This window comes from Arthrobacter crystallopoietes, from assembly GCF_017603825.1.
Lineage (GTDB): Bacteria > Actinomycetota > Actinomycetes > Actinomycetales > Micrococcaceae > Crystallibacter > Crystallibacter crystallopoietes_B.
This window is the reverse complement of sequence record NZ_CP072014.1, coordinates 3,880,474-3,902,692: the sequence shown is the minus strand read 5'-3', so window position 1 is coordinate 3,902,692 and position 22,219 is coordinate 3,880,474. Positions and strand designations below refer to the sequence as shown.

Below are 22,219 nucleotides of genomic sequence, written 5' to 3'. Positions count from 1 at the left end.
CCCGCGGCCGGTAGAGTAAAGACCGCGCCGCGGGGTGGAGCAGTTCGGTAGCTCGCTGGGCTCATAACCCAGAGGTCAGAGGTTCAAATCCTCTCCCCGCAACAAAGAAAAGGTCCCGATCGGAACATCCGGTCGGGACCTTTTGGATTAAGACCTAAGCTTAGTTTCCCACGCTAGCGGGAAGCCGCCCATACGTGGCTGTGGCGCATCCTTCACACCACAGCCACGTGCAGGAACGGCCGCTGTGAGGCCGCCGCTGGCTGATTACTGGCCGGACTCGATGGAGGCAGAGCTGGAGCCGGATTTCAGGGCAGCCAAGCGTGCTTCGATCTCGGTTTGCTCTCCGAGGTCCTCGAGGCTCTCAAACTGTGCATCCAGGCTGGACGAAGCCAGTTCCTGAGCGCCGCGGACCCGCGCCTCTTCCCGCCGGACCTTTTCCTCGAACCGTCCTACTTCGCTGGTCGGATCCATGATGTCGATGCTCTTGAGGGCGTCGTGTACCTGGGTCTGGGCCTCGGCCGTACGGGCGCGCGCGACGAGTTCGTTGCGCTTGTTTTGCAGCTCGGTCAGCTTGCCCTTCATCTGGTTGAGTCCGGTCTTGAGCTTTTCGACAACCTCGTTCTGGGAGGCGATGGTGGGCTCGACACCCTTAGCCTCGTTCTCTGCACTGATCTGGCGCTGGATGGCGACCTTAGCGAGATTGTCGAACTTTTCCGCATCGGCGGGATTGCCCGCGGCACGGTACTCGTCGGCCTTTCGGCTGGCAGCCAAGGCCTTGTTGCCCCAGCTGCGCGCGTTCTCCATGTCTTCGTTGTGATCGTCCTGAAGCATGCGCAGGTTCCCGATGGTCTGGGCGACGGCGCTCTCGGCCTCGGCAATGTTGTTCGAGTAGTCGCGGACCATCTGGTCCAGCATCTTCTGGGGGTCTTCGGCCTGATCCAGAACTGCGTTGATGTTCGCCTTCGCCAGCTGTGCGATACGGCCAAAGATTGACTGCTTAACCACTGTGATACCTTTCATCCTGCTATCTGATTCTTGACTACAGCCCCTTGGGCTGCCCGGTTTCTTATCCAGTTAGAAGTTGCCGCCGGCACCTCCACCGTCGCCAAAACCGCCGCCGCCGAAGCCGCCGAAGCCGCCGCCGCCGAAGATGTCACCACCGCCACCGCCACCGCCGCCGAAGCCACCGTGGCCGCCGTGGCCGCCATGCAGAATGGAGTCGATCAGGATTCCACCAAGGATGGCACCGCCGAGGCCTCCGCCGCGGCCACCAAACATTCCGCCGCCGCCGAAGCCTCCCATACCACCCATGCCGCCAAAACCATCAACATCCTGCTGTGCCATCTGGCTGGCCTGCTGTGCTAGCGCATTTGCCTGCTGGGCATAGTTGAGGGCCTGTTCGGGATCTGATTCGGCGATCTGCAGAGCATAGGCAAGGTTGCGTTCGGCTTCAGCTAACCGGGTCCGGGCTTCACTGCCGACGCCGCCGCGGCGGGCCTGGATATAGTCCGAGGTTCCCGAGATCTGCGCCTGGGCCGACATGATGGTGTGCTGGAGCGACTCGCGTGCCCGGCGGGCACGTTCCTGGGCATCGCGGATGCCGGTCAAGGACCGGTCCAGCGAGTTCGCCGAATCGAGGCGCTGGACAATGCTGATGGGATCGATCCGGCCGCCGGCGATTTCACGTTGGATGCCTTCCAGCGCGGTTTCGACTTCGGCCACCGGCCCTGCGAGTTCCGGATGGTGTCCGTTGGCGATGAGGGCACGCGCATGGGCAAGATCCTGGGCGGTGTCCGAAATGGCACTTTCCATGGCCGACCTCGCGCCGTCCAGGTCCTTGGACGTTTTGCCGATGGCATCGAGGAGGACATTGGCTTGGTAGACGCTTTCTTCGGCCGCCCGGACGGCGACAACCGCGGCGCTGCGGTCTCCGGCGTCGAGCTTCTCCTGCGCGGTGGCCGCAGCATTGTCCACAAAATCGAGCCGTTCCTGCGCCTGATCGATATTGTCGCGGACCTGCTCAAGTGCGGAATCTGCGTACCGTTCACGGAGCCGGTCAAGGTCGGCGCGGCCAGCATCCAACCTTTTGCGTGCAACCTCGGCAGCTTCACGGGCGCTGGCCAAGGCTCCGGGGGCGTTCTTTTCCAATTCCCGTAGTGCGTCGAAATCTTCCTTGTGTTCCTGAAGCGACGCGCTAACCGCTTCGCAGCGTCGGATGATGTCACCAAGCCAGGCCCGCTGCTGTTCCTCGGTATCCGGAATGTGGTCATCGAGCTGCTGCTGGAGTTTGAAGGACTCCATCATGTGCGTTTTGGCCGCGGTGATGTCATCGCGGAAAGGCTTGACAGCTGTCTCGCCGTATTGGGCCATGGCAAAGCCGACTTCCTGCTCGCTGGACCGGATGGCGTCATCGGCGGCAATCAGCAGGCTGCCGGCCTTCCTGCGCAGATCCTCGACGCTCATCGCGTCATGCGGATCAATAGGCTTGCCATCCGGTCCACGCTGGATCTGTGGCTCGCCGCGGCCGGCCCCCTTGCGCCGCTTGGATTTCACATACAGATAGGTGCCGACGCCACCTGCAGCGACGACGCCGCCCATCAAGAGCACCGGCGCCAGTGACCCGCCGCCGGAGGAGGAGTTCACGTCTCCGCTGCCGCCGGAGGCCACATCCGCGATGGCCTCTGCCGCCAGCACGCCTGCTTCCGCCCATTCATCCTGGGCGAGCGCGGGGCTGAGTGACTGGAAGATCTGCTGGTCACTGGCTGCGACAGGACTTCCTTCCGCAGACTGGAAGTGGGCCTCGCGTGAAACGACCGCGACAGCGAGCATGCTGTCCGAGCTCCCAAGCTCCTTTTGCTGCGCGGTCTCCACCAGCCACTCGCTCGCATCGGAAGGGTTCTCGAATTCATCCACGTAGACGACGTACAGCCCGAGGCCATGTTCTTCACGCAGGTTGCTGACGGCTTCCTCCACTTCGGCCTGTTCGGCACCGAGGACGCCTGCCTTGTCAATCACAAACTCGCCGGGCGGAATCTCCACCGGTGGTTCGGCGTTGGCCGCGGCCGGAGCCATGAAGACCGCCGAGAGCCCAACAGCGGCCCCCAAACGAGTGAGCAGTGATCGCATGTAGAACCCTTCAGTATCGTCCGGAAGCCCGGTTGATATCGTGGCGGATACCGGAGCGCACCGTTGATCCGCCCCGATTTTGATTCTATGGGCCGGTAGTGGGAGCGTCCACCCGAATCGACTGTCCCAAGAGCGGGTACGCCGGAAGCGCAATGTTCTGCTGATAGCACGTCGGCACGCCAGCCGGAGCGGCACCGATCTTGCCCGGTATTCGGCGTATTCCCAGTTTTCTTCCAGCGAATATCCGCCCCGGTGTCAGATTGAGAAGGCATAGTGGTAACAGTCCAAGGAAAGGGAAACTATGACTGAGCAAAACCAGGATCCGGAGGCCACCTTCCGGCGCCAGGCCCCGCCGCCGCCGGCGAAACCACCGGCAGGAGCGGACAACGCTAATTACCGCACTCCAGGTGGCGAATCGGATACGGGCGAGCCGGCCGGTTCTGAGCAGAATCCGCGTACTCAGTCAATTCCCCAGTCATCGCAGCCGACCGAGCCGCTTACAGGCTGGCACCGGCCGGATGGCTCCGAACATGCCCGCCCGGAGATGCTCGGCGAAACCAGCAACGAGGACTCCGCAGGCAAGACATGGACCGGCGCAGCTTCACAGCAAACCGGATACAGCGATGCCAGCCCCTATGGCCAGCAGAACCCCTATGGGCAGCAGAGCTCCTACGGACAGCAGCCTCCCTACGGAGGACACAATCCCTACGGGCAGCATGGCTCCGTCCCCTATTACGCGTCGGATGCGTCTACGGGCACCCAAGCGCCCAAGCGAGCCGGCAAGAAGCGCTTCGGAAGCGGCACACTGGTAGCCGGCATGCTCCTTGCCGGGCTCGCAGGCGGCGGAGTCGCGGTGGGAGCGCAGTCGCTGGCGGGTGACATCCCGCCGTCGTCGGTTGCCTCCGGTTCAGCGGAGCAGCTGATCGTTAACAACACCGACTCGGTCAACGAAATCACTGCTGCCGCGGCCAAGGCATCCCCGAGCGTCGTGACGATTTCCGTAGCCTCGGGAAATTCGGGCGGCTCAGGTTCGGGCATCATCCTCGATAAGGAAGGCCACATTCTCACCAACACGCACGTGGTTACTTTGGGCGGGCAGGCTGCGGACCCGAACGTGGAGGTCCGCACCAGCGACGGCAAGGTCCACCGGGCCAGCATAGTGGGAACGGACCCGCTGTCGGATCTGGCCGTGATCAAGATCGACGCGCAAGGTCTGACGCCTGCTTCCTTCGCCGACTCAAGCGAGCTCAACGTTGGGGACACCGCCATCGCCATCGGGGCGCCCCTCGGCCTGAGCGGGACAGTGACGGACGGCATCATCTCGACGCTGAGCCGGACCATCAGCGTGTCTTCCTCGGAAGTGCCCGAGGAACCCCAAGAAGAGGAAGCGCCCAATCCCGGCGACCAGTGGAACTTCCAGTTCCCCGAGGATTCCGGCAACCAGTCCTCCGGTCAGGGCAGCATCTACCTCAATGTCATCCAGACAGACGCAGCCATTAACCACGGCAATTCGGGCGGCGCCCTCGTGAACACCAACGGGGAAGTCATCGGCGTAAATGTTGCGATCGCATCCGCCAGCCAGGACAGCGGGAGCATCGGTGTAGGTTTCGCCATCCCCAGCAGCTATGCCGAGCGGATCGCCCAGGACCTGATCGCCGACGGCAAAGCGACGCACGGCTATCTAGGCGTCACCGTCACGGCCAAGGCTGCTGAGGCTTCAAGTGGGGGCACCCAGTTCTCCGTCGGGGCTGAGGTCGCCGGCGTCAGCGGGGGGTCGCCTGCAGAGAAGGCCGGACTGCGCGAAGGAGATGTCATCACCGCGGTCGGGGAACGGGTCATCGAGGACAGCCTCTCACTGACGGCGGCCATTCGTGAGCAGCCCGTGGGTGACACCGTAACGCTGAAAGTCCTGCGCGGGGGCGAAGAGCAGAGCATCGATGTAACAGTGGGCGAGAACCCGGAAAGCTGAATCGGCCTTTAGCAAAGAACCAGACCGGCTGCGGAACCTCCATAGGGTTCCGCGGCCGGTTCTTTTTGCGTCCTTTCCGAGCTGCGGCTGTTGGGGGCCTCAAGCCCCGGATGCGGCCGGTATGGTTAGCTAAGCTGTACCGGCCGAGCCCTGCGCGACCGCAGGCAGCCGCGGAAAGCCGCAAGCGGAAGGGTTAAGAAAACACATGCCAGCATTGCCTACGGAAGCCGAGGGGTCAGCCACCGCGCCTGAGCGGGTCCTGGTCTTCGCGGCTCATCCTGACGACCTGGATTTCGGTGCCGCCGGAACCATCGCACGCTGGACCGCCGGCGGCACGCAGGTGAGCTATTGCATCATGACCGACGGAGATGCCGGGGGATTCGACGCGGCCCACCGTCCGGAAATCGTGGCGATGCGCGCGGCTGAACAGGCCGAGGCAGCACGGATTTGCGGCGTGACGGACCTGCATTTCCTCCACCAGCGGGACGGTTTTCTGGAGCCGAGCTATGAGGTTGTCGGCATGGTGGTGGAATTGATGCGGAAAATCCGTCCGGATATTGTGCTCGCCATGCACCCGGAACGGGCGTGGGACCGGATCCAGAAGAGCCATCCGGATCATTTGGCCTGCGGTGAGGCGGTTACCCGTGCGGTCTATCCCGCGGTGGAGAATCCGTTTGCTTATCCGGAACTTGCCGAAGCCGGCCTGCCCGCCTACAAAGTCCCGTATCTATGGTTCTTCGGCGGGCCGGCCGAGCGGGAGAACCATTTTGTCGATATCACCGAGTTTGTCGACACCAAGGTGCAAGCAATCCGGATCCATGCTAGCCAGCACCCGGACGTGGAGCGGATGGATGCAAGGGTCCGCTCGATGTTGCGTACCAACGCGCGCCGTGGCGGTCTGGAGGAAGGCCGCAGTGCCGAGGCCTTCCATGTAATTGGCATCAACACTCCAGCCACGATCGCCGGTTTCTAGCGAACCGAGGGCCCTTGCCAGGCAACATGCGGCGAGGGCCCTCGTGCGGCTACTGGTCCAGCGGGACGGACAGGGTGAACGGGGGCGTCGGCGACTGCGCGCCGCCGCGGGCCTCCAAGGTCAAGGCAACCTCACTGAAACCGATCACATTTTCGATGATCACAGGTTCCTCGCCGGAGATGTTTTCGCTGCTGAGCGCTCCCACTGATTGCGGTGCCGACCCGTTCGCCGGGATTTTCCAGAGCTGGTATATCTGGCCGTCGCCGGCGGCAGACAGGCTCCGGAAGGTCAGGACGGCGGCGTTCCTGTCGGTGGAGACTGCAACGTCGGCACTGGCGCCGTCGTTGCCTTCCACGCTGGCGGTGGCTACGTCCGACGCATCGAGTACATCCTGCTCGGCGGAGCGGCCCAGAGTTTGTACGGCGGCAATAGCTCCGATAATCAAAACAACGACGGCGACAGCTACCAGGATCCACTTGGTCGCGGCCGGCATCGGCCTGCGCGCTGGAATATCGTCTTCTGCCGTGAGCTGGTCTGCGTGCAGCACCGACGGGTCCTCGGAAGCGCCGGTATCCGATGCGTTCTGCTCGGGTTCGTAGTCAGGCTCGTAATCCGGGGTAGATGAAGAAGCCTTGTCGTCTCGGGGCAGTGGCGTTTCCATAAGTCCTTAGCATAGTGCCGCGGCCTTCAGAAGGGCGGCGGGGTGAATGGGGATGAAGTTCTAGAGTTGTGCGCCGGCGAAACCGTGCTGCCGCCAGGCCTCATAGATGGCGATGGACGCCGAGTTTGCGAGGTTCAACGAGCGCAGGGACGGCCGCATGGGCAGGCGCAGGCGGGCGGTGACGTGGGGATCGTGCTTGACATCCTCGGGCAGCCCCACCGATTCGGGGCCGAAAAGCAGCACGTCGCCGGGAGCGTAGGCGATCTCCGTGTAGGCCTGTTCACCGTCGGACGTGAACGCGTAGACACGTTCGGGCTGCAGAGCGTCCCAGGCTGCCTGCAGCGACTTGTGAACATGGACCACCGCCAGATCATGGTAATCCAGTCCGGCACGGCGAAGCTTGGCGTCATCGAAGGAGAAGCCGAGCGGTTCCACCAGATGCAGTTCGGCGCCGGTAATCGCGGCCAGGCGGATGGCGTTTCCCGTGTTGCCCGGGATTTCAGGGGTATAGAAGAGAATGCGGAACACGCTCTCCATCCTATGCACGCCGCGGCGTCAAGGGTTATTTGTGCATGCCGGAGAGCAGCCGTCCCAGCGAGGGGACATGCACGGTATTGGGAGCGGGGCCGCTGCCCAGGAAATTTTTCAGCTCGCGGATCAGCCGGGCGGCGTTCACTACATGGACCGGGGCATGCGAGTGGGGATCGTAGCCGCGCGCGTAGTCGACCACAGGTTCATGCAGGTTACCATCCGGCGAATGGATGACTGTCCACCCCTGCACATTCAGTTCTGGAAAGAGGTCTTGCATGCGCCGGACCGCGGGCACCAGCTGGGGCGGTTCGACAATACGACCGTCCTTACGCAGGGTGTAGCCGTCCCACCGGAAAATCCCTTTGGGCAGCAGCATGGAATCAATCAGGGCCAGCCGGTAGCCGGCCAGCAGGGCGTGGTCGATGAAACCGCGGCCGGCGGGGGAATGGAGGCCGTTGACAAGGCGGGCGGAGGGCATCTCGGGCAGGATCTGCTGGGACAGCAGCCGTACCGTCCGGGCTTCCCGCTGCAGCCGTGATGCCGCGCCGAAGACGCCGCGTTTGCGTGGTGCCCCGTGGATCTGCTGACCCGCCAGGGACGGCGGCACAAGGCTTGACGCCTCGGCCGAGTCATAGGACGGAACATAGACGGCCGGGTCTGCGACGGCCGGACGCCGTTCGCCGGGACGGCGATGAGGAGCAGTAGTGAAAGTGGAGCCGGCGGCAAAGGCCTCTTCACTGTCCGTGGGTGGATTAGGGACCGACGCCGTCCCATAAGACCGGTCGTACCGGGCCCGGGCCTGTGGGTTGCTGAGCACTTCGTAGGCGAGGGTCACCTGGCGGAACGCTGAGGGGTCGCCGCCGTGGTCCGGATGGGTGGCACGCGCGGCCCGGCGGTATGCCGCCTTGATCTGCTGTGCGGTGGCATTGGCAGGCAGCCCCAAGGTCTCATAGTGGGATGGGGGAGTCACCTGCCGCCTTTCCTGTAGCCGACCGAAACGGCCGGTATTTCGAACGCAAGTCTAGCGCTGCCTGCGCCCGTTCTTCCGTCGGGATTTCAACGAACCGGAGACGGGCGGGGTTCCGGGTGCCGTTGGCTGCTCCGGCAGCGACTCAGCGCTGGGTAGCCGGAGCCATCGAGACGTAGCGCAGCAGCAGCATCGAGTCCGATTCGAGGATATGGGCCAGCGTCATGGCCTGCGGTGCGTGGTCGGCTACATGATCGGCCACCCGTTTGCCGGTTCCCCCGGCCAGGATGGGACTCATGGTCAGGCACAGTTCGTCGACCAGTCCGGCGGCTTCGAAGGAGCCAAGGAGGGTCGGCCCGCCCTCGCTGTGGATCTGGGTCAGGCCCCTGGAGGTCAGGATCTCAACGATCCTGGCCGGTTCCACCCACTGGTCCCCGGCATCGACGACCTCCGCAACCTCTTCCAGTGCGCGCCGGCGGCCGGCATCGGCCCTGGCGGTGGTGAGCAGCAGCGGACGGACCGGTGCCTGGACAAACAGTTCGCTGTCCGGGTCCAGATTCAGGGAACCGGAAACGACGGCGAACGCAGGGCGGGCCGGCATGCCGTGTTCTATCCGCCACTGCCGGCTCTCGGCCGAGAGCAGTTCTCCGCCGTATCCCTCGGCGCGGATGGTGCCGGCTCCGATGAGGATGACATCGGCAAGCCTGCGCAGCAGCGAGAAAACGTGCTGGTCCACCTCGTTGCCCAGGGGGCCGGATCTGCCCTCGTGGGTGGCGGCGCCGTCGAGGCTGGAGACAAAATTGAAGCGCACCCAGGGCCCGGTGCGCGGCAGTTCGCCGTACCACTGAAGCAACTGCTCGTCGGTGGCGTCAGCGGCCGGCTCCGGAAAGATCCGGTTGATGGCGGCAAGCCGTGCAGCAGTCCTGGGCACCGAGCCGTCCGTCATAAATTCTTCCCTTCGGTCACGGCTGCGCCGGCTCGTTGAACTCGCCCATGTTGTGTTTCAGATATGCCGGCTCGCGCCAGCCCAGCGCCGCTTCAGTAAAGCGCACGGCCGACTTGGCTTCGGGGACGTTATGCATCCGGACGATTCTGGCCCCGTTCATAATGCAGATGACGGCGGCAGCGAGGGATCCGGATAAGCGGTCCTGCTTGGGCTGGTCCAGCGTCTCGCCGATGAAGTCCTTGTTCGACACGGCGGCCAGCGCAGGGAAACCGAGCGCGGCTATTTCCTGGAAACGGCGGGTGATCTCCAGCGAGTGCAGGGTGTTCTTGTTCAGGTCATGGCCCGGGTCGATGACGATTTTCCCGGGGGCGATGCCCAGCTCCACGGCCAGATCCACTTTGCGCCGCAGGAAGTCGGTAATTTCGCTGACAACGTCGTTGTACTGGGGACGCGGATAGACGGTACGCGGTGCCGCCAGCGAATGCGTGATGACCAGATGGGCGCCGCCGGCGGCCACGGCGGCGGCGAGGTCTTTGTTCTGCAGTCCGGTGGTGTCGTTGATAACGTTGGCGCCAGCCTTAATGCTCGCCTCTGCGACCTCGGGCAGAAAAGTGTCGGCCGAAATGATGACGTTGGACTTTGCGCGGACAGCCTGAATGACCGGCACGATCCGCTCGGCCTCTTCGGCTGCGCTCAAAGCCGGCCCCGGCGCAAACGGTACGCCACCGATATCGACCCAGTCGGCGCCATCGTCAACTGCCTGCAGACACGCGTCCACCGCTGTCTCCAGCGCAAACGTCCGGCCGCCGTCGTAAAAGGAATCGGGCGTGCGGTTGATGATGGCCATCAGCGCTACCTGGCTGTTGAAATCGATCTTCCGGTCACCGAAGGTATGGACCGGATGGTCGAGGGTCGGCAGGTAAATGCCGGGTAGCGCAGTCTCCGTCACAGGCTCTTCAGCTCCTTGGCAGCGTTGGATAGGTCCACCGCTTCAACGGGGCGGCCGGAGCGGATCAGGTCCTGGATGTCGTCCTGCACATCCCAGACATTTACATTCATACCAGCCACCACGCGTCCTTCCCGCAACCAGAACGCAATGAACTCCAAAGCGTCCAGGTCGCCGCGGATGACCGGTTCGGCCGTGGCCCAGGGGAAGTAGCCGGAATACTCCATGCCGATATCGAACTGGTCCGTGTAGAAGTAGGGAATGTCGTCGTTGACCGCATCCTGGCCCAGCATCACCCGCGCCGCCGTCTTGCCCTGGGCGATCGCGTTGGCCCAGTGTTCGCTGCGCAGCGGGCGGCCGAGTGCCGGATGATAGGCGTTGGCGACATCTCCGGCGGCGAACACGTCCGCTGCGGAAGTGCGCAGGCTTTGGTCCGTATCGATTCCGTTGGTCACGGCCAGCCCGGCCGCCTTGGCCAGGGCGGTGTTCGGGACGGCTCCGATGGCAACGAGCACCAGGTCCGCGGGTAGGCGCTCGCCGCCCTCAAGGACCACTTCCTCAACCCTGTTCTCCCTACCGGTGAACTCCAGCGGCGTCATGCCGGTACGGATGACAACGCCTTCCCGCCGGTGCCGGTCCGCGAACTGGTTGCCGATGAGAGTGCCCAATGCATGGCCCAGCGGCACATCCTCGGGCCCGACGAGCGTTACGTCGTTGCCCAGCTGCCGGGCCGTGGCGCCGACTTCCATGCCGATCCACCCAAGTCCGATGACCACGAGCTTTTTGCCGCCTCCGGCCAGCGCGGAGTGGAGCGCGCTGCTCTCTTCGAGGGAGCGCAGGTAATGAATGCCCTGCAGATCCGCGCCGGGGATATCCAGCCTCCGGGATGAAGCGCCGGTAGCAAGCAGCAACTGTCCGTAGCCAAGCTTCGTGCCGTCGGCCAGAGTCACGGAATGGCCGGGCGGATCGAGGAACTCCACTGATGTCTGCTGCCGCAGATCAACCTTGTTCTCCGCGTACCAGCCGGGGTCCTTGACCAGGGCAGCGGCAGCGTCCTCGCTCCCGGCCAGGTAGGCCTTGGACAGCGGCGGCCGGATGTACGGCTCGTGGGGCTCTGCGCCGACCAGCGTGATATCGCCGGTGAAGCCTTCGCTGCGCAGGGTTTCGGCAGCTGTGGCGCCGGCGAGGCCCGCACCCGCAATAACGATTGATGTGGTCCCCATGATGGCGCTCCTTGACTGCATGGCGTGCGGTGCTGGCTGCGGATTGCTTCTGCTCTAAAACGGGTATTTATGACTTTAGAAAGGGTGCTGATGGAAGTCAATGGAGTGGATTTTCGTGAACTCTTCGTGCGACCGGTAGAATTCTGGTGTGCCCGTGTATCTAGACCACGCGGCGACCACGCCCATTTCGGCGCAGGCCCTGGCCGCACTCACCACTGAACTCAGCCGCAGCGGCAATCCTTCCTCGCTGCACGGCTCCGGCCGCCGTGCCCGAAGGGTGGTCGAAGATGCCCGCGAATCCCTGGCCGGGGCCGCTGGAGCACATCCGAGCGAGATCATCTTCACCTCCGGCGGCACCGAAGCGGACAATCTGGCAGTCAAGGGCCTCTACTGGGCACGGCACGACGCTGACCCCGGCCGCCGGAAGATCATCTGCTCCCCGGTGGAGCACCACGCAGTGCTGGATACTGTTGAATGGCTGGCCGCCCATGAGGGCGCTGAAATCGTGTGGCTGCCGGTCGACGCATACGGTGTCGTTTCGCTTCGTGCCCTGCAGGCTGAGCTCGACGCCGACGCCTCCTCCGTGGCGCTGGTTACGGTCATGTGGGCCAACAACGAGGTGGGATCGGTCCAGCCCATCGCCGAAATTGTCGAGGCGGCGCACACCCACGGGATCCCTGTCCATTCCGACGCCGTCCAGGCCTTCGGCTCCCTGCCGGTCTCCTTTAAGGAATCCGGCTTGGATACGATGGCGATCAGCGGACACAAGATCGGCGGACCGGTGGGTGTCGGCGCGCTGCTGGTGGGGCGCAGCGTCAAGCTGACGCCGGTCCAGCACGGCGGCGGGCAGGAACGGGACATCCGCTCCGGCACCTTGGATACGCCGGCCATTGCTGCCTTTGCCGCCGCGGCGGAGGCAGCGGTCGGGAATCTTGCCGAAGAAAGCGAACGTTTGGCGAGGTTGCGCGAGAAGCTCATCGCCGGCGTCGTTAGTGCAATTCCTGAGGCGGTGCTGCGCGGCACGCCGGATCCGCAGCTGGCGGGAAGGCGGCTGCCAGGCAATGCGCATTTCACCTTCCCCGGCTGCGAAGGCGACTCCCTGCTGTTCCTGCTGGATCTGGCTGGGGTGGAGTCCTCGACCGGTTCCGCCTGCACCGCCGGCGTGCCGCGGCCCTCGCACGTGCTGCTGGCCATGGGGCTGGGCGAAGACGAAGCGCGCGGCGCCCAACGGTTTAGCCTCGGGCATACATCGACCGCCGAAGACGTTGAGGCATTGTTGAAGGTGTTGCCGGACGCCTACGCGCGGGCCAAAAAAGCCGGCATGGCCGGGCACATGTCCAGCATCGTCACGGCCGGCACCGAGCGCTGGCAATAGCAGCCAGCCGTCAGAGTCTTCGGTCCGGCGTGGACCGCTGCATTTGAACACAACACATAAGGATTTTTCATGAAGGTATTGGCAGCGATGAGCGGCGGGGTTGACTCCGCCGTGGCAGCAGCGCGCGCGGTGGAAGCCGGACACGATGTGGTCGGCGTCCATCTGGCACTGTCCCGCATGCCCGGCACGCTGCGCACCGGCAGCCGCGGCTGCTGCACTATCGAGGATTCCCGCGACGCTTGGCGGGCCTGCGACATCCTGGGCATACCGTACTACGTCTGGGACTTCTCCGAGCGGTTCAAGGAAGACGTGGTGGATGACTTCATCGCCGAGTATGCCGCCGGCCGCACCCCGAACCCCTGCATGCGCTGCAACGAGCGGATCAAGTTTGCCGCGCTGCTGGAGAAGGCGCTCGCGCTGGGGTTCGACGCCGTGTGCACGGGGCACTACGCCAAGGTGATCGAGGATGCGGACGGCAACCGGGAGCTGCACCGGGCCGCCGACTGGGCCAAGGACCAGTCCTACGTGCTCGGGGTGCTCACCCACGAGCAGCTCAAACATTCCATGTTTCCGCTGGCCGAGACCCCGTCCAAGGCCGAGGTCAGGGCGGAGGCCGAGAGGCGCGGACTTTCCGTGGCCAACAAGCCGGACAGCCACGACATCTGCTTTATTTCCGACGGCGATACGCGCGGCTGGCTGGCCGAGAAGATCGAGATGGAAACCGGACAGATCGTGGACCAGACCGGCGAAGTGGTTGGAGAGCACGACGGCGCCAACGCCTTCACGGTGGGCCAGCGCCGCGGCCTGAAATTGGGCCGCCCGGCAGCGGACGGCAAGCCCCGCTTCGTGCTGGAGATCCGGCCCAAGGAAAACAAGGTTGTAGTTGGCCCCGAAGCGCTGCTGGCCGTGGACCAGATGCGCGGTATCAAGGTCTCCTGGGCCGGCGTCCCCATCGCCGAGGTCGAGTCGCAGACCGAGTTCGACTGCATGGTCCAGGTGCGCGCCCATGGCGACCCGGTTGCGGCCCGGGCACAGGTGCAGCCAGCTGACGACGGTCGGCCGGAGCTGGTGGTAACGCTGGTGGAGCCGATGCGCGGCGTGGCGCCCGGGCAGACCATGGTGCTGTACCAGGGCACCCGCGTGCTGGGGCAGGCCACCATCGATTCGGCACGTTCACTCAGCTGGGATCCGGCACAGGTTTCCTAAGCTCTAGGCTGGCGTCATGGCTGCGGGCTGGAGACCCGCTCTTCGGGGTGTATTCGTACTGATGATGTTCACGCCGGCGGTCGCCATGCGTCCGCCGGGCTGATGTTCGTCTTCGTCATGGCGGACTTGCCGGCCAGGTCCGCCCGGCGGCTTCATACTGAGTCCAGAGGACGCAAAGCCCGACGGCGAAACCCTAGACTGGACGCATGACTGAACCACGCTTTGCTGAAGATTTCGATCCGTCGGCCAGCTCCTTGTCCGGAGAGGTTGCCCCTGAGATCATGGCGGAGCTGTTGTCAGTGCGGGGCAGTATCGACAACATCGATGCGACGCTCGTGTATCTCCTGGCGGAGCGGTTCAAGGCCACGCAGCGGGTGGGATACCTCAAAGCACGTTACAAGCTGCCGGCGGCAGACCCTGACCGGGAGGCAGCCCAGATCACCAGGCTGCGGCGCCTGGCAGAGGAAGCGCACCTCGACCCGGCATTTGCCGAAAAATTCCTGAACTTCATCATTTCCGAGGTCATCAGGCATCACCAGGCCATTTCCAACGAACACAATGGCAGTACCAGCCGCGATGCCGAACAGGACGAGTCCGCCGGAGTATGACCAGCCAACGAGAAGTACCTCCGGCAGCGCCGGACCATACTGTACTGTCCGTCAGCGCTACCGGGCTGGGCAGCTGGCCGGGCACCGATGCGGCGGAAGCGGTTCCGATTATCCGCGGCGAGCTGGGGGAGCCGAACCTACCGCATCTGGTGGAACTGCCGGACCGGGGCGTCGGCTCCGATCCGGTGGGCCGTACCGCTGCCATGCTGCTGGAACTGGCCGTAGATCTCCAGCCCCACGGCTGGCGGCTGGTTGACCGACCGGGGCTGGACCACCGCCGGGCGGTGTCTGCGCTGAGTACCGACGTGAACGTTCTGGCAGACGTTGCCGGCGCAGAAGAGAATCCCGGTTCACAGCTGAAGCTGCAGTGCCGCGGACCGCTCTCCATGGCGGCCAATCTGTATCTGCACAATGGCGAACGGGCTCTGCTGGACAGCGGCGCGCGCCGCGACATTGCCGAGTCCCTGGCCGCCGGCGTCGTCGAGCATCTGCAGCGGGTCCGCACGGCGGTGCCCGGCGCGGACATCATCGTCCAAGTGGACGAGCCCGAGATTGCGCTGGTCCTGGCCGGCGCGATTCCGACGGCCAGCGGTTACCGCACCCTGCGGGCTGTTCCCGAACACGAGGTGAGTATCCAGTGGCGCCAACTGGCGGACTCGCTGCACGCTGCCGGCGCCCGGCAAGTAGTCGTGGCGCTGCCGGTGGCGGATGCTCCGTTCGATCTGGTCCTGGACGGCGGCATGGACGGCGTCGCCGTTCCGCTTGAGGGTTTGACCACCGGCCAGTGGGAGGCACTGGCAGCAGCGGCCGAAGCGGACAAGGGCATTTGGCTGGGGGCGGTGCAGGCCGGCCGTCCCGTCCGGGAGCTTGCGCGCGTTACCGCCATCGTGGATTCCGTCCTGCGCCCGTGGCGGCAGCTCGGGCTCCCCGTGTCGAGGCTGCCCCAGCTTCGGCTCACCCCGTCAACCGGACTGGCCGCGCAGTCGCCTGAGGCGGCCCGCCGGATTCTGGCGAGGCTAAGCCAAAGCGCGGATGCGCTGAACCAGGTTGTCGCCGAAGGATAGATTAAACCGGACAGCTGCTCGGCACTAGGCGGACTGCCCCCGCGGACTGCCGCTCAACGGCTAGGAGCGCACCAGCCGGTAGGAGAACGATCCCTGGTACTCAAGTATGGTGCCCATCTGGCGTTGCAGTACCTTGGTGCGGATCCGGAAGCGGCCTTCGGAGCGGTCCCACCATTGCTCGGTGAAGGCCGCGGCTTCCAGCAGCATCGGCAGGCCCAGCCGGAACCGGCCGGCGCCAATGCTGGTGCGGCGGGAGACCAGCCGCATCCGTCCGTCGGCTCCGGCCGCGCAGGCCAGGTCGGTCCGCACGGCGCCGCTGCGACCCAGCACGTCTGTCAGTCCGGCCCGGTCCTCCCACACCGTCGTGTCCTGCATGGTCCGGCGGACGCCTTCGAAATCAATGGTCCGGACGGCGGTAAGGGCGGGCCTGCCGTCAGCGTCCGGATGGGCACGGTTTTCAATGCTGAACGGTACGTCCCGCTCGTATTCCGGGAAGAGCGCGTTGTCCCGGCCTGCCAGCCGCAGGAGCGGGCGGAGCGCCGGACGCGGACAGCCGGCGACGTCGAAAATCCCCGTGCCGAGACCAACGGCGTCACCGCCGGCAGCGGCCGGGCCGGAATCCGACGCCAGGCTGAAATACTCCTGCAGCTCGGGTTGCAGCAGGGCGAAGTCCTGGCCCATGGCCAGCTGGTAGACCGAAGCCATCCGGATCTCCTATAGCCGGCCGGCGGCTTTGAGCCGGATATACGTATCGGCCAGCTGGGGCGGCAGCTGGTGCGGATCCGCGTCCACCACCTCGGCCCCGAGCTGCTTGATCTGCTGGGTGATGGCCGCCCGGTCCAGGAGTGCGCGTTCCGCGGCGGCGGCCCGGAAAACATCGGTGGCGGTGCCGCGCTCAGCCCGCAGCTCATCCAGCAGCGGATCCCGGACGGAGGCGACCACCACCACATGCTTGGCAGTCAGCTGGGCCAGCATCGGCAGCAGGGATTCCTCGGCCGAGCCCGAATCCAGCGAAGTCAGCAGCACCACCAGGGAACGGTGGGAGGAGATATTGTGGACCTGTGCGGGGATCTGGGACCAGTCTGCTTCGATGAGCTCCGGCTCCACCGTGGCCATCGCATTGACCAACTGGTTGAGCAGGTTCCCTTTGGAGGCCGACCTGACCGTTGCGCGGGCCCTGCGGTCGAACGCGAGGAAATCCACGCGGTCCCCGCCCCGCTCGGCCAGAGCCGCCAGCAGCAGGGACGCTTCGATGCCGGTGTCCAGCCTGGGTTCGTTGTCGATCCTTGCCGCCGCGGTCCGCGAGGTGTCCAGCACGATTACCACTCGACGGTCGCGTTCCGGACGCCACGTGCGTACGACGACGGCCTGCCGCCTGGCGGTGGCACGCCAGTCGATCGAGCGGACGTCGTCGCCGCGGACATAGTCGCGCAGGGAATCGAACTCGGTCCCGGCACCTCTAATCTGGACGGCAGCCTTGCCGTCCAGCTCGCGCAGCTTGCGCAGTTTCGAGGGCAGATGCCGTTTGGCGTGGAAAGGCGGGAGCACCCGCAGCCGGGCGGGGGCCTGGACGGAGAGCTGTCGGGCGGCCAGGCCCAGCGGGCCCAGCGATCGCACGGCTACGTGGTGCGCCAGCAGATCGCCGCGCCGTTCGGGACGGAGCCGGACAGCAAGCAACCGCCGCTCGCCCGCTGGAATGCTGATCCGCTGGATCGGGTTAATGGCACCGGCGGAAGGCTGCCAGCCGTCCCGCAGGAGCGCTTTCAGCTTGCGGGTCCCGTGGTTCGTCAGCAGCAGTTCCGCGGTGCATTCTTCTGTCAGGCGGACGCTCGAGGGTATGCGGCGTTCCAGGCCGATCTTTCGCGGCGAGCCGGCCAAACCCAGGTCGGCTGCCAGCACCACGGCCAGAAACAGGCACCACCACAGGGCAGTCTGTCCCGTTGGGAACAGGATCAGCGGGAAGATGCCGGCCAGTGCCAGCAGGATAAAGCGTCCGGTCAGCGCCATTGGAGTCCCATCACATCAACGGGGAACCGGAACGGTGGCCAGGATGCTGTGCAGCACATCATCGACCTGGACGCCGTCCATCTGCGCTTCGGGGCGCAGTCCGACGCGGTGCCGCAGAGCCGGCAGGGTCAGGGCCTTCACGTCGTCCGGTGTGACGTAGCTGCGGCTTGAGAGCCACGCCCAGGCTTTGGCCGTGTTGAGCAAGGCGGTAGCGCCGCGCGGCGAGACCCCGAGCTGGAAGCTCGGCGCGGAACGGGTGGCGCGGGTGATGTCGACGATGTAGCCGAGCACCTCAGCGGAGATGCTGACGCGCGCGACGGCCGCCCGGGCCCGGGCCAGGTCCTCGACCGAGGCAACGGGCCGTACGCCGGCGGCCTGCAGATCACGGGGGTCGAAGCCCATGCTGTGGCGGCGGATGATCTCGATCTCGGCATCGCGGTCCGGCAGGTTCATCGTCATTTTCAGCAGGAAACGGTCCAGCTGGGCCTCGGGCAGCGGATAGGTGCCTTCGTACTCGATGGGGTTCTGCGTGGCGGCGACAATGAACGGTTCGGGCAGCTTCCGGGGCACGCCGTCCACCGACACCTGACGCTCTTCCATCGCCTCGAGGAGGGAAGCCTGGGTCTTCGGCGGCGTTCGGTTGATCTCGTCGGCCAGCAGGATGTTGGTGAAGACCGGGCCGTGGCGGAAGGTGAATTCGGCAGTGTGCGCGTCGTAAATGAGCGAGCCTGTTACGTCGCCGGGCATGAGGTCCGGGGTGAACTGCACGCGCTTGGTATCCAGGCTCAGCGCGGCGGACAAGGTGCGGATCAGCAGTGTCTTGGCCACACCCGGAACGCCCTCAAGCAACACATGGCCATGGGAGAGCAGGGCGATGAGCAGTCCGGTCACCGTGGCGTCCTGGCCGACCACCGCCTTGGCTACCTCGCTGCGAACATCCAGCAGCGCCTGGCGGAGGCGGTCGTCGGAGGTGCCGGGACCAGCCGGATCGGGCTGGGAGGCGGCCGGTCCATCTGCCGAGGCGGATCGCTGCGCCGCGGTGCCCGCCATGGAACCGGGGGCCTGCTGCGGATAGTCGCTCATTGGTCCAGGATCTCTTTCTCTAGGGATTGCAGGTTCTGTGCCCAGTCCACCAGCTGGGATTCGCTTTCGGGGATGTAGGTCCGCAGCAACCGGTCCAGCTCGGCGGGGGGTCGGTTGCTGTGCCGGGCCACGGCGTCGACGACGGCGGCCGCACTACTTCCGGAGCCCAGGCGCAGCTTCGCAGAAAGCCGGGTCAGGGTTGCCGCGCGCAGGTTGGCGGCTGCGCGCCGGATGGATTTGGAGTCCTGGTACAGCCGGGCGCGTCCGGCTGCGGTTTCCGCGGCGGGTACGACGACGGGCAGCGGCTCCTGGATCAGCTTGCCCAGGCGCCGTCCCTTCCACAGCATGGCCAGCGCACCCACGGCCAGCAGCCACAGCGTGACGGGGGCGACCCAGGCCGGCAACAGCGCCAGCGGGTTTTGCGGTTCCTCCGCAGCGGCGAGGTCCGACAGCGACGGCCGGTACCAGACGAGCCGGTCTGCACTGCCCAGGGTGTTCAGGGCCAGGGCGGCATTGCCCCGCTCGACAATCTGCTCATTGCTCAGGACATGGCCGGCGCCAAGCACTATCGTTCCGCCGTCCGCCGAAGTGACATAGGAAGCTGCCGGTTCGGCTCCGGTTTCGAACGTGAAGCACATGACGGGGCCCCGGTAGCCCAGGCCGCCGCGGCTGATGCTCCCGGCTGGCAGCGTCCCGGAATCCGGTCCGTCCGGCACCGGACTGCCCGCGCCGTCGTCGTTGGTCAGGCATTCCGCGGCCAACGGGCCGCCCTCCTCGGGAACCCGTCCAGCCGCACTGATCTCCGGCGCCAGTTCCTGCAGGTGCTGGAAGCCGGGCCGGACCAGGACCGTGCGGCCGCCATGGTCGGACAGCCGGGCCAGCTGCTCCGGTTCCAGGTAGTTGTTGGTGTCGTGGAACAGCAGGGTTCCGCCGTCATCCAGAGCGGCCAGCGTCTCGTCCAGCGAATCCGTGGAAATCACCTCAACGCCTTGCTGCCGAAGCACCTCGGCCACCGCCATGGCGCCATTGGGGGCAGGGTTGGCGGGGGAAAGGTCCTCGCGGTCGGCCGCTGGTGAGCGCAGCAGCTGGACGAGGACGGCAGCGATCAGCAGCACGCCCAGCAGCAGCCAGAAAGCCCACCGGCGAAGCCGCTGCCTCCCCAACGACCACGCTGTCTGCTCCTCGCCGCTGCCATCAATGTTGTCTGCCGATGCGCGCGTGGCCGTTGCCTGGCTCATCGCGGCACCGCCAGATCCGACGGTGCGCCCGGGCCCAACACAGGACTGGTTCCTGCGAGAGCGTTGCCCAGGCCGAGCACCGCGTTGTAGTCCTGCTCCGACGCCGGGACGTTGCCATAGCGCACGCCGTCGAACAGGGCTGCACTGCGCCGGACTTCGGCAGCGTGCCCGGGGAATGCCGGCGCGATGCTGGCAGCGGCTTCGTCGGCCGTCTGGCCGGGCTGGGGCTGCAGGATGACGCGTTCCTCCATTGCCCGGACCAACGCGCGGAATTCCTCGGCGACGGCCGTGTTCCACTCCTGCCTGGCCGCGGCAGCTGCTGCCCGCCGTCGGTGTTCGGCCGCGGTGAGCTGGACGGTGTCGTCGAAGACCTCGGCGGCGGCGCGCTTGCGGGCGTTCAGCCGCGGGCGGACCAACCAGATGGCGGCGCCGATGACTACCACTGCCGCCAGGACGATCAGTGCCGTCCCCAGGTTCGGGCTCACTCCCTCCAGGGACTCGATGAGATCGGTAAACCAATCGGTGATCGCCGTTAGTATCCGGTCGAGCAGTCCCGGCTTGGCCTCCTGGTACGGCTCCTTGGCCAGCTCACGGATGAGCAGTTCGCGCGCTTCGTCCTCTCCGGGCGCCACCGGAGGGACGGCGGCAGGAACCGGAGGCAGCGAAAAAACCGGCGGAACGGCCGAATAGCCCGCGCTCACGGCGCTCCGGGACTGCTCGGATACCCGGACGGGCCGGGTTGGCCCGGTTGGCTTGCCGGACCCGAATGACCCGCCGGGCCCGACGGCCCGAACGGTCCGGAGGCATCGAAGCTTGCGGCATCTCCGGCGACGGAGCCGAGGCCCGGGATGGTTCGGGTTTCGCGTCCCGCGGCCTGCTCATGTTCACGGAGCAGGACAACATCAAACCCCTCGCGGCGGATCCGCAGGTCGGTGTAGACCAGGGCGATGACCGCGGCCTGGAAGGCGTAGCCGATCGCGGAGAACAGCGAGGAAACCAGCATGGAGACCAGCGTCAAGGGACCCATCGCGGTGAGCATTGCTTCCGGATCGGACGGGTCTCCCATGGCCGGTCCGGCAATGCCGATCAGGAAGGAGATCGGCATGCTGATCACCGAGGTGATGACGCCGACAATGATGGTGCACAGCAGCACGATGCCGAAGGTCCGCCACCAGCTGCGGTTGGTCAGCTGCCAGGACCGGACGAAAGCACCAATGATGCCCTTGCGCTCCATAACGACGACGGCGGGTGCCAGCATCAGCTTGACGCCGATCCAGATACTCAGGAAGGTCAGGGCCAGAATGATCCCGACGATGATCCATACCGAGGTCACGCCGAGCTGGTCGGCGAGGAAGAATGAGCCGGCAATGACTGCCACCAGCGCGACCACGGTCAGGACCAGATACAACAGGCCCATGCCGATGAGAGCCCAGACCCGTCCTCGCGCCAGTGACCACATCAGGCCGAAGCTCGTTTTCTGGTTGACGGTAGCGCGGGCCGTCGGAATGGCCAGCAGGCCTTGCAGCAGCAGGATTCCGACGCTGGAGAGCAGCCCCAGTACCAACGAGGAGGTCGCCAGGGACAGCACCAGGGCGATGGCCGATTCGTCCGATAGCTCTTCATTGGTCATGACCTGGAGCCCGCCCAGCAGGGAAATGATCAGGCTGCCGGCGATCCAGGCCAGGACGCTGATGCCGATCTGGAACAGGACGGCCGTGCCGAAGACAGCGGCCGCGTTCTTGCGGGCCGCCTGGAAGGCGCCGTCCAGGATCTCGCCCACGCCGAGGGGGCGCAGCGGAATGACGCCCGGCTTCGGCGGAGCAACATAGCCGTTGTAACCACCATACGGATTCGGCGGAGTCTGCCACCCGGCGGGCTGCCCATAAGGCGGCGGACCGCCCTCACCGTAAGGACTCTGCTGGCCCCACTGCGGCTGTTGGCCCCACTGCGGCTGGCCGGGCTGGCCCTGTCCCCACGAGTTGGGCTGGCCCTGTCCCCACGAGTTGGGCTGGCCCTGTCCCCACGAGCCGGGCTGCTGGGGCTGACCGGGAGCGGGCTGCTCCGGCTGCTGCGCGGCGCCGTCTGATCCCTGAGCCATGGAGTTCCCCTTGTTGATCGTTGAGCACCCGGAACGCACGGCGAGAGCCGAGGTGCCGCCGTCGTGGCGTGTCGGCCGGCAGGCTTACCGGCCGTACGAAGTGCTAGCCTCACAACAGCCTATAGTTTCCGTCTCCCAACTTCACTCAGCACTCGGCCGAAGGGTCACCGGGAGGGAATATAGCGCTGTACTGCACTG

At 65.6% G+C, this 22,219-nt stretch carries 20 protein-coding genes and 1 tRNA gene; 7 read left to right on the top strand and 14 right to left on the bottom strand.

All coding sequences use genetic code 11. The features are described from left to right. Positions 1-28 precede the first annotated feature (28 nt). Positions 29-102: transfer RNA gene (locus J5251_RS17865), tRNA-Met, on the top strand. A 162-nt stretch (positions 103-264) separates the two neighbouring features. On the opposite strand, the gene J5251_RS17860 is transcribed toward J5251_RS17865, so the two are convergent. After that, positions 265-1,005, bottom strand: a complete 741-nt coding sequence (locus J5251_RS17860) for a PspA/IM30 family protein (protein ID WP_074701538.1) — start codon at positions 1,003-1,005, stop codon at positions 265-267. Between the two features lie 69 nt (positions 1,006-1,074). Then, positions 1,075-3,126: a TPM domain-containing protein gene (locus J5251_RS17855; protein WP_208574755.1), complete on the bottom strand. Its 2,052-nt coding sequence runs from the start codon at positions 3,124-3,126 to the stop codon at positions 1,075-1,077. A gap of 301 nt (positions 3,127-3,427) precedes the next feature. Between J5251_RS17855 and J5251_RS17850 the strand changes: the two genes are divergently transcribed. Both J5251_RS17850 and J5251_RS17845 read left to right on the top strand, forming a co-directional pair. Beyond that, the gene (locus J5251_RS17850) at positions 3,428-5,095 is read left to right on the top strand and encodes a S1C family serine protease (RefSeq protein ID WP_208574754.1); all 1,668 of its coding nucleotides are present in this window, start codon (positions 3,428-3,430) and stop codon (positions 5,093-5,095) included. 205 nt (positions 5,096-5,300) lie between these two features. After that, entirely contained in the window at positions 5,301-6,068 is a 768-nt protein-coding gene (locus tag J5251_RS17845) for a PIG-L deacetylase family protein (protein WP_208574753.1), read from the top strand. Positions 6,069-6,117: 49 nt separating this feature from the next. Here J5251_RS17845 and J5251_RS17840 read toward each other — a convergent pair whose 3' ends face one another. From J5251_RS17840 to J5251_RS17815, 6 genes are all read right to left on the bottom strand, one after another. Then, positions 6,118-6,729 (bottom strand): anti-sigma factor, encoded by a 612-nt coding sequence (locus J5251_RS17840; RefSeq protein WP_208574752.1) that lies wholly within the window; start codon positions 6,727-6,729, stop codon positions 6,118-6,120. A 60-nt stretch (positions 6,730-6,789) separates the two neighbouring features. Next, complete coding sequence (locus tag J5251_RS17835) at positions 6,790-7,257, bottom strand: tRNA (cytidine(34)-2'-O)-methyltransferase (RefSeq protein WP_208574751.1); 468 nt, start codon at positions 7,255-7,257, stop codon at positions 6,790-6,792. A 34-nt stretch (positions 7,258-7,291) separates the two neighbouring features. Beyond that, positions 7,292-8,230: a J domain-containing protein gene (locus J5251_RS17830; RefSeq protein WP_208574750.1), complete on the bottom strand. Its 939-nt coding sequence runs from the start codon at positions 8,228-8,230 to the stop codon at positions 7,292-7,294. Positions 8,231-8,372: 142 nt separating this feature from the next. Next, a complete protein-coding gene (locus J5251_RS17825; protein WP_139004791.1) occupies positions 8,373-9,173 on the bottom strand; it encodes a pyrimidine reductase family protein in 801 nt (266 codons plus the stop codon). Between the two features lie 16 nt (positions 9,174-9,189). Next, entirely contained in the window at positions 9,190-10,122 is a 933-nt protein-coding gene (gene folP / locus J5251_RS17820) for a dihydropteroate synthase (protein WP_171059318.1), read from the bottom strand. After that, positions 10,119-11,342 (bottom strand): NAD(P)/FAD-dependent oxidoreductase, encoded by a 1,224-nt coding sequence (locus J5251_RS17815; RefSeq protein ID WP_139004792.1) that lies wholly within the window; start codon positions 11,340-11,342, stop codon positions 10,119-10,121. Before J5251_RS17815 ends, folP begins: the two co-directional genes overlap by 4 nt. A gap of 148 nt (positions 11,343-11,490) precedes the next feature. Between J5251_RS17815 and J5251_RS17810 the strand changes: the two genes are divergently transcribed. The 4 genes from J5251_RS17810 to J5251_RS17795 all read left to right on the top strand — a co-directional run bounded on the left by J5251_RS17810 (position 11,491) and on the right by J5251_RS17795 (position 15,595). Continuing rightward, a complete protein-coding gene (locus J5251_RS17810) occupies positions 11,491-12,717 on the top strand; it encodes a cysteine desulfurase family protein (RefSeq protein ID WP_208574749.1) in 1,227 nt (408 codons plus the stop codon). Between the two features lie 69 nt (positions 12,718-12,786). Then, a complete protein-coding gene (gene mnmA / locus J5251_RS17805) occupies positions 12,787-13,923 on the top strand; it encodes a tRNA 2-thiouridine(34) synthase MnmA (protein WP_139004794.1) in 1,137 nt (378 codons plus the stop codon). Positions 13,924-14,129: 206 nt separating this feature from the next. Then, positions 14,130-14,531, top strand: a complete 402-nt coding sequence (locus J5251_RS17800) for a chorismate mutase (RefSeq protein WP_139004795.1) — start codon at positions 14,130-14,132, stop codon at positions 14,529-14,531. Then, on the top strand, positions 14,528-15,595 hold the full coding sequence (locus tag J5251_RS17795) for a hypothetical protein (RefSeq protein WP_208574748.1): 1,068 nt from the start codon (positions 14,528-14,530) through the stop codon (positions 15,593-15,595). Before J5251_RS17800 ends, J5251_RS17795 begins: the two co-directional genes overlap by 4 nt. Positions 15,596-15,655: 60 nt before the next feature. On the opposite strand, the gene J5251_RS17790 is transcribed toward J5251_RS17795, so the two are convergent. From J5251_RS17790 to J5251_RS17765, 6 genes are read right to left on the bottom strand one after another with little or no spacing between them, the layout of a single operon-like run. Then, positions 15,656-16,300: a DUF4166 domain-containing protein gene (locus J5251_RS17790; protein ID WP_139004797.1), complete on the bottom strand. Its 645-nt coding sequence runs from the start codon at positions 16,298-16,300 to the stop codon at positions 15,656-15,658. A gap of 9 nt (positions 16,301-16,309) precedes the next feature. Further along, positions 16,310-17,602, bottom strand: coding sequence for a DUF58 domain-containing protein (locus tag J5251_RS17785; RefSeq protein ID WP_208574747.1), 1,293 nt, complete (start codon positions 17,600-17,602; stop codon positions 16,310-16,312). A gap of 15 nt (positions 17,603-17,617) precedes the next feature. Continuing rightward, entirely contained in the window at positions 17,618-18,685 is a 1,068-nt protein-coding gene (locus tag J5251_RS17780; RefSeq protein ID WP_208574746.1) for an AAA family ATPase, read from the bottom strand. Beyond that, positions 18,682-19,923: a DUF4350 domain-containing protein gene (locus J5251_RS17775; RefSeq protein ID WP_208574745.1), complete on the bottom strand. Its 1,242-nt coding sequence runs from the start codon at positions 19,921-19,923 to the stop codon at positions 18,682-18,684. Before J5251_RS17775 ends, J5251_RS17780 begins: the two co-directional genes overlap by 4 nt. After that, entirely contained in the window at positions 19,920-20,624 is a 705-nt protein-coding gene (locus J5251_RS17770) for a DUF4129 domain-containing protein (protein ID WP_139004800.1), read from the bottom strand. Before J5251_RS17770 ends, J5251_RS17775 begins: the two co-directional genes overlap by 4 nt. Continuing rightward, entirely contained in the window at positions 20,621-22,021 is a 1,401-nt protein-coding gene (locus tag J5251_RS17765; RefSeq protein WP_139004801.1) for a glycerophosphoryl diester phosphodiesterase membrane domain-containing protein, read from the bottom strand. The genes J5251_RS17770 and J5251_RS17765 overlap by 4 nt, the downstream gene beginning before the upstream one ends. Positions 22,022-22,219 lie beyond the last annotated feature (198 nt).